General features: G+C 62.8%; 11 protein-coding genes. 10 read left to right on the top strand and 1 reads right to left on the bottom strand.

Translation table 11 applies throughout. The annotated features are described in order from the left end of the window. Window positions 1–56: 56 nt before the first annotated feature. The 9 genes from RIF85_RS12370 (at window position 57) to RIF85_RS12330 (ending at window position 7,650) form a co-directional block, all read left to right on the top strand. Window positions 57–314 (top strand): Flp family type IVb pilin, encoded by a 258-nt coding sequence (locus tag RIF85_RS12370; protein ID WP_309072205.1) that lies wholly within the window; start codon window positions 57–59, stop codon window positions 312–314. A gap of 71 nt (window positions 315–385) precedes the next feature. Then, a complete protein-coding gene (locus RIF85_RS12365) occupies window positions 386–772 on the top strand; it encodes a pilus assembly protein (protein ID WP_309072206.1) in 387 nt (128 codons plus the stop codon). Beyond that, window positions 760–1,791, top strand: coding sequence for a Tad domain-containing protein (locus RIF85_RS12360; RefSeq protein WP_309072204.1), 1,032 nt, complete (start codon window positions 760–762; stop codon window positions 1,789–1,791). The genes RIF85_RS12365 and RIF85_RS12360 overlap by 13 nt, the downstream gene beginning before the upstream one ends. Window positions 1,792–1,816: 25 nt before the next feature. Then, window positions 1,817–2,590 carry a Flp pilus assembly protein CpaB gene (gene cpaB, locus RIF85_RS12355; RefSeq protein ID WP_309072203.1) on the top strand — a complete coding sequence of 258 codons (774 nt, stop codon included), beginning with the start codon at window positions 1,817–1,819 and terminating at the stop codon, window positions 2,588–2,590. Beyond that, window positions 2,587–3,789 carry an AAA family ATPase gene (locus tag RIF85_RS12350; protein WP_309072202.1) on the top strand — a complete coding sequence of 401 codons (1,203 nt, stop codon included), beginning with the start codon at window positions 2,587–2,589 and terminating at the stop codon, window positions 3,787–3,789. The genes cpaB and RIF85_RS12350 overlap by 4 nt, the downstream gene beginning before the upstream one ends. Then, window positions 3,786–5,258: a CpaF family protein gene (locus RIF85_RS12345; protein ID WP_309072201.1), complete on the top strand. Its 1,473-nt coding sequence runs from the start codon at window positions 3,786–3,788 to the stop codon at window positions 5,256–5,258. The genes RIF85_RS12350 and RIF85_RS12345 overlap by 4 nt, the downstream gene beginning before the upstream one ends. Window positions 5,259–5,262: 4 nt before the next feature. Further along, complete coding sequence (locus RIF85_RS12340; RefSeq protein ID WP_309072200.1) at window positions 5,263–6,198, top strand: type II secretion system F family protein; 936 nt, start codon at window positions 5,263–5,265, stop codon at window positions 6,196–6,198. Between the two features lie 9 nt (window positions 6,199–6,207). After that, complete coding sequence (locus RIF85_RS12335; protein ID WP_309072199.1) at window positions 6,208–7,092, top strand: type II secretion system F family protein; 885 nt, start codon at window positions 6,208–6,210, stop codon at window positions 7,090–7,092. Between the two features lie 108 nt (window positions 7,093–7,200). Beyond that, the gene (locus tag RIF85_RS12330) at window positions 7,201–7,650 is read left to right on the top strand and encodes an Hpt domain-containing protein (RefSeq protein ID WP_309072198.1); all 450 of its coding nucleotides are present in this window, start codon (window positions 7,201–7,203) and stop codon (window positions 7,648–7,650) included. 8 nt (window positions 7,651–7,658) lie between these two features. Here the strand turns inward: RIF85_RS12330 and RIF85_RS12325 are convergent, their stop codons facing one another. Continuing rightward, entirely contained in the window at window positions 7,659–8,438 is a 780-nt protein-coding gene (locus tag RIF85_RS12325; RefSeq protein ID WP_309072197.1) for a response regulator transcription factor, read from the bottom strand. Between the two features lie 259 nt (window positions 8,439–8,697). Here RIF85_RS12325 and RIF85_RS12320 point away from each other — a divergent pair, with 259 nt between their 5' ends. Next, a complete protein-coding gene (locus tag RIF85_RS12320; protein ID WP_309072196.1) occupies window positions 8,698–10,368 on the top strand; it encodes a HAMP domain-containing sensor histidine kinase in 1,671 nt (556 codons plus the stop codon). Window positions 10,369–10,432 lie beyond the last annotated feature (64 nt).

Below are 10,432 nucleotides of genomic sequence, written 5' to 3'. Positions count from 1 at the left end.
ACTTTTTTGGCAGAGCTGGCGAAGGGCCAGCCGCCCACTCGTACAGGAGAAATCAAATGCTGACTGCATTCCTGGCTGACGCCAAGTCCACCATCAAGGCCCGCACCAACCGCGACGAGACCGGCGCTACCGCCGTCGAGTACGGCATCATGGTCGCCCTCATCGCCGTTGTAATCATTGTGGCCGTCACGCTGCTCGGTGGCAATCTTCAGCAGATGATGGGTGACGCAAGCTGCCAAATGGACGGGGACACCACGGCGGCCACCGACACCTTTGACCCCGCACTCAACGGCGGCGCCGGCGGCTGCGCTTAGCAGATCATTCTGGGGCTGGGCGCGCGCTGCTCGCCCAGCCCCAGAATAATAGGAACTGGAGAGACATCGTGATGCAGAGGGAGCGCGGGGCAGTTGCGGTTGAAATGGCGCTCCTGCTTCCAGTCCTCATCCTTCTCCTTCTCGGCATCATGGAGTTCGGCCGGGCTTTCAACGCACAGGTGACCTTAACGAACGCGGCCCGCGAAGGCGTTCGCGTCATGGCTATCACCAACGTTCAAGCCGATGCGAGAGCAGCGGCCGCCAATGCCGCCTCAACACTCGCGACCACCAGCACCAACCCTACTTTCACCTTTAGTACGCTTCCGGCAACCACCCCGGCCGTATGTGCAGCAGGTCGTCAGGTGACCATGACGATCACCTACACCCTCGACACCCTTACCGGCATCGCCGGACCATTCACCATGACCGGTAGAGGAGTCATGCAATGCGGCGGCTAGCAGCGAAGGGGGGCGGCGAGGAAGGTGCCGTCGCAGTCATTGTGGCGATCCTCCTGGTGGTTCTGCTCGGTTTCGCCGCCCTGGCCGTCGATGTAGGCCTGCTTTATTCCGAGAAGGCTCAACTGCAGAACGGAGCCGACGCGGGCGCACTGAGTATTGCGCAGACATGTGCCAAAGACACCGCACACCCGGAGTGCTCAGCTACCTCATCGCTGGCTAAAGGTTTTGCCGACAGGAATTCGCTGGACAGCCTCAGCAACGTGCAGTCTATTGATCTAGATCTCGTAAACCGCACGGTCACAGTGACCACTGATTCTTTGGAAGCTGGGCGAACCGACAACCAGGTGTCCCTCTATCTCGCGGGTGTTCTTGGAATGCCGGCATCGACCGTAGTGGCCGGTTCAACAGTGGTCTGGGGCAGCCCCAGCAAGGGCGTCACACCCTTCCCCCTGACCATCTCCAAGTGCCAGGTGACCTCCCTGCTCATCGACGGTAGCCAACAACTCATCCAAAGCCACGGAAGCAACGCGAACGACGATTGTGCTACCACTCCTTCGGGTGGTGACACCCCAGGTGGCTTCGGCTGGCTTGTGCAGGATGCCGGCAGCTGCGGAGCCCTTGTCGACTTATCAGCAAACGAAGGATTCACAAACACAGGCAACGACCCGCCCTCAAACTGTGATGCCGTTCTGAACGGCTGGGCGGCTGACATCAACGCCGGTAGGGACGTTGTAATCCTTCTGCCGGTATTTGAATCAGTTGCAGGAACAGGATCCGGTGCCTCCTACGACATCGAAGCCTTCGCGGCTTTCCGCGTTGAAGGTTGGAAATTTGCTGGCGCAAGCACTCTCCCCCTTACCTTCCGCAACAGGACCGAATGGGCCGGTGCAAACGCCTGCTCCAACCCCTGCAGAGGCATCATCGGGCGGTTCATCACGTATACGGCTTTGTCCAGTGCCTACGAAGAGCTAGGTCCTGTAAGCCCCTACGGTGCCACCGTCGTCCAACTCACCAACTGATAGTTTCTAAGTACCTGGAGCACCCATGAAGTCCCGCCTGATTGCCGGTATAGCCGCAGTTGTCCTCGCCCTCGTTGGAGCGGTGATGGTGTTCAGCTATGCCAACCGTGCGGAAGCCCGCGCAGTGCAAAGTCTGGATCCAGTCGACGTGCTGGTAGTTCAGACATCTGTGCCAGCAGGCACTCCTGTCGCAGACCTCGCAGCATCAGTAGCGACAACGCAGCTCCCTGGCGCTTCAGTCGCCGATACTGCGCTCGCTAACCTGGACAGCTCCGCCGGTATGGTCACCGCTGTGGATCTCGTCCCGGGCGAGCAGCTCCTCACTGAACGACTGGTCAAGCCCGAAGACCTTGTAACACCTGGCTCGGTGGAAGTACCTGCAGGTCTACACGAAGTGTCAATTCTCGTCGAACCGCAGCGCATCGCCGGAGGCCGGGTAACGGCCGGCGACTTTGTAGGCGTCTTCGTCTCCATGGCCGATAGTGGGCTTGAGGAAGCACCTGAGGAAGCATCTACCCAGCTCGTTTCTCCGCGTGTGCTCATCTCAGCTGTGCAGCGCGCCCCCGAACCGCCGGCTCCGACCGCCGAGGACCCCGCGATGACAGAAGAGGAGAAGGCGGCGGCAGAAGCTGAGGCCGTTCCCAGCGGCTCGCTGATGGTCACCCTGGCGCTCACTCCGGATCAAGCCACTCGTCTGATCTACGCGAGCGAATACGAGTCAATCTGGCTCAGCAAGGCAACCGCTGCCGAGAATGACGCTCCCCCATTCATCGTCCAGGACAAGGAACTGTACCGATGAGCCGTTTCCTCCTCATCACCGCCGATACCGCCTTCGACCAGAAGGTACGTCTCGCCACCGCCGGCGGCCTCCCCGGAGAAGTGCTCTCGGTCAAACCCGAGCTGTTTGCGGAGTCCGACGACTTACTGGACCTGATCACGGTTCAGCAGCCCGAGGTTCTCGTGCTCGGTCCCGGCATGGCACTCGACGGCGCGTTCCGCCTAGCGACCATCGTCGATGTCCGATTCCCCAATCTCAGCATGGTGCTCGTCGCGCCGGAAGACTCCGGAATTGCACTCGCAGCGATGCGGGCAGGAATCCGCGACGTTGTTGATCCGACGGCAGACATCCCGACAGTCCGCCTTCTGCTCGAGCGAGCCTGCCAGGCCTTTGCTACCCGGCACCGCACCGGACAGGTGCAGGCATCCGCGCCACAGCAGAAAGAGCACGGGCTCGTGGTGGGCGTCTTTTCGCCGAAGGGTGGTGTCGGTAAAACGACTATCGCGACCAACCTGGCCGTCGGGCTCGGCAAGATCGCGCCGATGGGCGTCGTCCTTGTTGACCTCGACCTGCAGTTCGGTGACGTCGCGTCCAACTTGTATCTTGATCCGGAGTACTCGGTGCGTGACGCTGTCTCTGGCGCCGCCAGCACGGACACCATGGTTCTGAAGGCGTTCCTGACACCTCACCCGTCGGGCATCTACGCGCTCTGTGCCCCGAGCAATCCCGCTGACGCGGACTCTATCTCCGCTGAGCAGCTCGGTACCCTCATCAAACAGCTGAGCGCAGAGTTCGCGTACGTGGTCCTCGACACCGGTCCGGGCCTCACCGAACATAGCCTTGCCGCTCTCGAGCAATGCACCGACGCCGTCTGGGTGACCGGTATGGACGTTCCCAGCGTTCGCGGACTCCGGTCAGGTCTGGACATTCTCGGGAAACTCAATCTCTTCCCGGAAACCCGGCATGTGGTCCTCAATTTCGCCGACTCCAAAACGGGCCTTTCCGTCCAGGATGTCGAAGCGACGCTCGGAGCGCCGGTGGATGTCTTCGTTCCCCGGTCACGCGCTCTGTCGCTGGCCACCAACCGCGGCATTCCCCTGCTCCAGGAGGAAGTGCGCGATCCTGCCACCAAGAACCTGAAAGGACTCGTTCAGCGGTTCAGCCCCGAGTGGCGCACAGGCAGCCAGCGCAAATCCCACCGTCGGGTGGTCATCCGATGAAGCTTTCCGAGCGACTGAACCAAGCCAATCCGTCGGTCCCCGCTTCCCCGCCGGTGCCGGTCAGAACAGAAGAGAGGCCCCGTGCGGCCCACTCGGCAACGCCGGCGGTCGAGCCCGCTTTCCATGGCGCCGTCGTCGTTGGCGCAGGCACGTCCAATAGTCCGGAAGCTCCGGCAGCAGCCCATGTCGACGCCTTCGCGGGCCTGAAACAGCGTGCTGCCGAAGCACTGTACGAGCGGATGGGTGCACGCTTCAGCGACTCCACGCTGAAGGAAGAGGATCTCCGCGTCGCAGCACGTGAAGAGCTAAGCCAGGTCATCGACGCCGAGCAGGTTCCGCTGACACCCGACGAGCGTCGCCGGCTCATTCAGGACGTTGCCGATGACGTCCTCGGTTACGGACCCCTGCAGCGCCTGCTCGACGACGAAGACATCACCGAGATCATGGTGAACCGCGCTGACCAAATCTACATCGAGCGCCGCGGCCAACTGGTGCTCGCCGACACCAGTTTCAAGTCGGAGGAGCACCTTCGTCGCGTCATCGAGCGGATCGTCTCCAAGGTGGGCCGCCGTATCGACGAGTCCTCCCCTTTCGTTGACGCGCGCCTTGAAGACGGCTCCCGCGTGAACGCAGTCATTCCGCCGCTGGCGGTCAACGGCTCCTCGCTCACCATTCGAAAGTTCAGTAAGACGCCGCTCACGGTCGAAAAGCTCATCAGCTTCGGGACCCTCACGCCCGAGATGGCCGAACTGCTCGACGCATGCGTCAAGGCGAAACTGAACATCATCGTGTCCGGCGGTACGGGCACCGGCAAGACCACCCTGCTGAACGTCCTCTCCTCGTTCCTTCCTCACGGCGACCGCATTGTCACCATTGAGGACGCCGTAGAGCTGCAGATCCAGCAGCAGCACGTGGTGCGCCTCGAAAGCCGTCCGCCGAACACGGAGGGCAAAGGCGCTGTCACCATTCGTGACCTCGTCCGCAACTCACTGCGTATGCGGCCTGACCGCATCGTCATCGGTGAGGTCCGTGGCGGTGAGTCGCTAGACATGCTGCAGGCCATGAACACCGGCCACGACGGTTCGCTTTCGACGGTGCACGCCAACTCTCCGCGTGACGCCGTCGCGCGTCTCGAAACACTGGTGCTCATGGCCGGTATGGACCTGCCGCTGCGCGCTATCCGGGAGCAGCTCGCCTCGGCCGTGAATCTCGTCATCCAGATCTCACGCCTCCGTGACGGAACCCGTCGAATTACCCACGTCACCGAGGTGCAGGGCATGGAAGGTGACGTCGTGACCCTTCAGGACGCGTTCGTCTTCGATTACTCCGCGGGTGTGGATGCCTCAGGCCGTTTCCTCGGCAAGCCCGTCCCCACCGGCATTCGGCCGCGCTTCATGGAGCGGTTTGAGGACATGGGCATCACCGTCTCCCCTGCGGTATTCGGCGCCGAGCTCAGCGGCAGGCGGTAGCACCATGACACTGATGTTCCTGTACGGGACGGCGCTGTGCATCGCGGCGCTCGTGCTCATCCTCTTTGCCACGCGCCCGCAGCAGGCGGACATCCCGCTGGATCGCCGGCGGCCGCCGGTGGAGGAGTCGGATTCGCGCCTCAGCAGGTTCGCGGGATCAGCTGTACGAGCAATGGAGCGGTTCCTGAAGAATCACCCACAGCGGCTGTACCGCGCGGAGCTGCTGGAAACCGCAGGCGTTCGCCTCACACAAGCCGACATGTTCCTCCTCGTCATCACCGGAGGCATCGCGGGTCTGGCGCTTGGTTTGGTGGTCGGCGGGCCGCCGCTCGGCATCCTCTTCCTCGCCCTCTCGCCCGTCATCGGTCACCTGACACTGATCTTCCGGATCAGCCGGCGACGCTCAAAGTTCGAGGACCAGCTTGGGGATACCCTCCAGCTACTTACCGGCGGCCTGCGCGCGGGTCACAGTATCCTGCGGGCGATCGACGCCGCCGCACTGGAAGCAGATGCCCCCACCTCTGACGAGATGCGCCGCGTGATCACCGAGACCAGCCTGGGCAAGGACCTGCTCGTTTCCCTGCTGGATGCGTCCAAGCGCATGGAAAGCGAAGACTTCGCCTGGATTGCCCAAGCGATTCAGATCAACCGCGAAGTCGGCGGTGACCTCGCAGAGGTACTCGATCAGGTCGGCGAGACGATCCGCGAGCGCAGCGAGATCAAGGGACAGATCCGGGCACTGGCGGCCGAAGGGAAGTTCTCGGCCTACATTCTGGTGGCTCTGCCCTTCGCCATCGGAGGCATGCTCATGGTGGTCAGCCCAGGCTACGTCGACCCGCTGTTCACCAATCCACTCGGCTGGGTCATGATCGGCGCTTCGGTGGTCATGATGACCATCGGCTGCCTATGGCTCCGCAAAATCATCGATTTGAAGTTCTAGGAGGCCGGCATGAACCCAGTGCTTTTGACATCGCTGCTCCTCGTTGCCGCCCCCCTGGGCTACCTCGGTTGGGCTCTTCTCAGCCCAGGCAACAAGACCTACAAAACCGTTCAGGCGAACCTCAATCGCGGCCTTCATGCTGCCGAGGAGGCGCGTACCGACCACTCGGGCGCGCTGGCGCGCCTCGGATACAAGCTGACACCGTCGTCGTACGTGGAGAAACTGGACAAGCTGCTCGCGCTGGCGGGTCGCCCTGCCTCCATGCCCCTCGGGAAGGTGCTCGGCGCCAAGCCCGCCCTTTGCATCGTGGCGGGTGCCCTCGGCTTCCTCATGGCGAACGCCGCCCAGAAGCCGACGATCACCATGCTCGCGATCTTCCTGACCCTGTTCGGCTACTTCATCCCGGATCTCCTGCTCTATAGCAAGGGACAGGAACGCCAGAAAGCGATGCAGCTGGAGCTCGCCAACACGCTGGACCAGATGCTGATCTCCGTCGAGGCCGGCCTGGGCTTCGAAAGCGCCATGCAGCGCGCGGGCGAAACCGGCAAGGGCCCCCTCTCAGAGGAGCTGGTGCGAACGCTGCAGGACATGCAGGTGGGCCGCAGCCGGCGTGAGTCATACCTGGCCCTCGCTGACCGCACAAGCATTCCCGAGTTGCGCAGCTTCGTGAAGGCTGTTGTTCAGGCCGACGCTTACGGCATAGCGCTCAGCGGAGTGCTGCGCACCCAGGCGAAGGTGATGCGCGTAAAGCGGCGCCAACGTGCCGAGGAAAAGGCCATGAAGCTGCCGGTCACGGTGCTGTTCCCGCTCCTGTTCTTCATCTTTCCTGTGCTCTTCATCATCATCCTTGGTCCGGCGGTCATCAACGCGATCGCCACGTTCAGCGGACAATAAGTAGGCTCGCAAAACGCTGCTAGAACACAATCCGAAGAATTCCGCAGTGTTTGCTCAGCATCCTTCCATTCCCGCTTTTCTCACATCTTCAGAAAGTAGCGTTAGCTCATGGCTCTCTCCCGCCCCAGCGCAGACGACGACGCAGAGTCCCTGCGCGCCGTCGCCGCTGAGCCGCGGACTGTCGAGGGCAAGGGCGGCGCAGACAGGACGCCACTCGTGGACGCGAATGTTCTTCATGATCTCGAGGATCAGCTCAACAGCGCCTCCGCAGCCCGCGCGTTCGTGCGCGACTACGTGGCTGTCTGGGATGAGAGGGACGCACGCATCTCCTCGGCAATCGCCCGGCGAAACCAGGCCGCGTCACTGGACGCAGTACTAAGCCTGAAGATTACGTCGACGATGGTGGGGGCGACCCAGCTCGTGTCCCTGGCCACCAACCTCGAGGCACTGCTTCGGGAGGGCAAGCTCGAGGAGGCAGCGGCTGCGCTGCCGCAGGTTCACCGGTGCGGCTTGCGCACCATGCGGGAGCTGACCGTCATGCACCTCGATCAAAAGTAAGCCCGAGATCAGTCAGCGCGACGCGGCACCAACCGGTAACCAACGCCGCGGACGGTCATCAGCCAGCGCGGGCTTCGGGGGTCCTCCCCCAACTTCCGGCGCAGGTTCCCGATGTGCACCTCGATGGCTCGCTCATCGGCTTCGCTGATATAGGTCTCGGTCCGGTAGTACTGGCCCCGGACCACGCGAACCAGGTCGCCCTTCGTCCTGACAGCACCGGAACTGCGTAGCAGCTCGTGCAGCAGGTCGAACTCGCTGCGGGTGAGCACCAGTTCCTCGCCCCGCACCGTGACGGTCCGGGTGTCCTTATCAAGCTCAAGGCCGTTGTGCCGCAGCACGGAGTCCGGCCGCGCCGGTGATGCCGGCTCCGGGGCGGGGGCGGCCGCCGTCGTCGTCGGTTGTTCGCTGGTGAGGCCGCCGCGCGGGCGCCGCAGCATTGCGGCGATGCGGGCGCGGACCTCACGGGGCCGGAAGGGCTTGGTGACGAAGTCATCCGCCCCCGCCTGCAGCGCAGTGAGGGTATCGATTTCTTCGTTGTGCGCGGTCAGCATGATCACGTAGCAATCGCTGAGTCCACGTATCCGGCGCAGTACCTCGTACCCGTCGATATCGGGAAGCCCGACGTCGAGAGTGACCAGCGTGGGGTTGTGCTCCTTGACCGCTTCCACCCCGGCGCGACCATCGCCCGCAGCATGGACAACAAAGCCCGATTGCGTGAGAACCGTGCTCACGAGGTTGCGAACGTCAAGATCATCCTCGACCACTACCGCCACACCTGGATCGCGCACTATTTCCTCCTGGTCCCCAACAGAACTGCAAGACCACAGTTCATCACAAAAGTACGGATCACCGCGATGACGGTGAACCGCCGAAACGTGCTTTCACAGTGTACGCGCGTACCGCTGTTCAGGGTCACAAATAGTGAACTTTGTGAACCGGTTCGGAATTATGGTGCTTCTGCTCTGTCCCGTCAGAGATAATGAACGTTATGTCGTGGTCTCAGAGGCATGTCCCTAGCGCTGTCTGCGCGCGCGCCGGGGTGGTGTCATGAGCGATCGCGTCATGTTCCTGGCGGCCAAGCGGGCCTACTCGAACCTGAGTTTCCGGACCCGCGTGGGGCTTTGTGAGCTGCCGCTGGCTCTGCTGGTTGCCGTTATCGCGATTATCGTTGTGGTCGTCTCCCCTGCCCTGCTGATGAACCCGCTTTTCCTTGGCGGCCTCGTCTTCCATGCAGTGCTGCTCGCGGCGGCGTTCCTCGCTCCCTGGGAGCGGCTGCGCGACGGCTCGTACGTGATCATCCCCCTGCTGGACTTCCTGGCCATCGCCCTCACCCGCAACGGTGCGGCAGACGTACTGCCAGGGCTGAGCCTGCTGGCCATTTTCCCGGTGATCTGGCTTTCCGCCTCGGAGATGAAACCGTGGCTCAGCCTGTTGTCTTGTTTCCTCGGGCCGTTCCTCATCCTCGGCGTTTCCCCGCTGTTGGGCTCCGCCCCAAGGAGCCAGTTGGGAACCGCGCTCCTGCTGTGCCTGGCGCTGGCCGTGGTGTCCATCTCGCTGCGCTTCGCCAGCCTCAACTCGGTGTACAGCCAGCGGAAGCTCGCGGCATCGAAGGCCGAGGTGGACCGGCTCCAGGGCGAAAACACCGAACGTGAACTGCTGCTCGAAGCCATCCTTGACACGATCGACGTCGGCCTCGTAGTCCTCGACGCCAATGGCAACCGCATGCTCACCAACCGTCAGCAGCGGTCCTATGACCTCCTTGTCCAGACGGGAAATTCCGACGGCGACGGCATCAGTCACCTCTACGCCGCGGACAAGACCACGCCCGTTGCAGTCAGCCGATATCCGGTGCAGCGTGCCGCTGCCGGAGAGACGTTCGCCAACTATCTGGTCTGGCTGGGCCCGGAGGACTCCCAACGGGCTGTCACCACGGCAGCCACTGCCATGTGGGACAGCGAGGACAAGTTCGCCGGCTCGGTGATCGTCTCGAACGACGTCACGGACATGGTTGAGGCGCTCACCGCCAAGGAGGATTTCGTGTCCAACGTGTCCCACGAGTTGTGGACCCCGCTCACCTCGATCATCGGGCACCTTGACCTCGTACTCGACGACGACCATCCCCTCCCCCACAACGTCACCCAGCAGCTCTCCGTGGCGCGGCGCAACGCCGAGCGCCTCTACGCGCTGGTCTCCAATCTTCTTGCGTCCGCGTCAGGCGCTGCCAGCGTCCACCTGCGTCCGACAGACCTGTCCGGGCTGGTGGAGCACAGCATCGAGTCCGCCTGGCCGCAGGCCGTCAACACCGGCGTGACCCTCGAAGCGGACGTGCCGGAGATCCTGTGGACCACCTCGGATCCGCTGCGGATCCGCCAAGTGCTGGACAACCTCATCTCGAACGCCATCAAGTACTCGCCGGACGGCGGAAAGGTCACCGTCCGCGCACGCAAGCAAAGCGACGCTGCACTGCTCGAGGTACAGGACACGGGCATTGGAATGTCGCCCAATGAGACCAAGCTGGTCTTCGGGAAGTTCTTCCGCACTGCTGCAGCGCGTGAATCGTCCATTCCCGGTGTAGGTCTTGGCCTTTCCATCACCAAGGCGATTGTGGACAGCCACGGCGGATCCATCCGGTGCAGCAGCAAACCGGGTGCCGGCACCACTTTCACGGTGACGCTCCCCCTGCACCGCTCGGAACAGACCAGGACCGAACAGAACTAGCCGGGAAAGGGCTCGCCTTCGCCGCGGTGGTGTTAAGCGCCGTCCCGCTTCGCGCGGGTGAGTT

It is taken from the genome of Arthrobacter sp., from assembly GCF_031179385.1.
In the GTDB taxonomy this organism is placed as follows: Bacteria; Actinomycetota; Actinomycetes; order Actinomycetales; family Micrococcaceae; genus Arthrobacter_D.
This window is presented reverse-complemented; position numbering and strand designations above follow the sequence as displayed.

Bases quoted from the DNA above. Each gene is read 5' to 3' on its own strand.
- RIF85_RS12370 (WP_309072205.1), top strand. From the start codon at position 57: ATGCTGACTGCATTCCTGGCTGACGCCAAGTCCACCATCAAGGCCCGC.
- RIF85_RS12365 (WP_309072206.1), top strand. From the start codon at position 386: ATGCAGAGGGAGCGCGGGGCAGTTGCGGTTGAAATGGCGCTCCTGCTT.
- RIF85_RS12360 (WP_309072204.1), top strand. From the start codon at position 760: ATGCGGCGGCTAGCAGCGAAGGGGGGCGGCGAGGAAGGTGCCGTCGCA.
- cpaB (WP_309072203.1), top strand. From the start codon at position 1,817: ATGAAGTCCCGCCTGATTGCCGGTATAGCCGCAGTTGTCCTCGCCCTC.
- RIF85_RS12350 (WP_309072202.1), top strand. From the start codon at position 2,587: ATGAGCCGTTTCCTCCTCATCACCGCCGATACCGCCTTCGACCAGAAG.
- RIF85_RS12345 (WP_309072201.1), top strand. From the start codon at position 3,786: ATGAAGCTTTCCGAGCGACTGAACCAAGCCAATCCGTCGGTCCCCGCT.
- RIF85_RS12340 (WP_309072200.1), top strand. From the start codon at position 5,263: ATGACACTGATGTTCCTGTACGGGACGGCGCTGTGCATCGCGGCGCTC.
- RIF85_RS12335 (WP_309072199.1), top strand. From the start codon at position 6,208: ATGAACCCAGTGCTTTTGACATCGCTGCTCCTCGTTGCCGCCCCCCTG.
- RIF85_RS12330 (WP_309072198.1), top strand. From the start codon at position 7,201: ATGGCTCTCTCCCGCCCCAGCGCAGACGACGACGCAGAGTCCCTGCGC.
- RIF85_RS12320 (WP_309072196.1), top strand. From the start codon at position 8,698: ATGAGCGATCGCGTCATGTTCCTGGCGGCCAAGCGGGCCTACTCGAAC.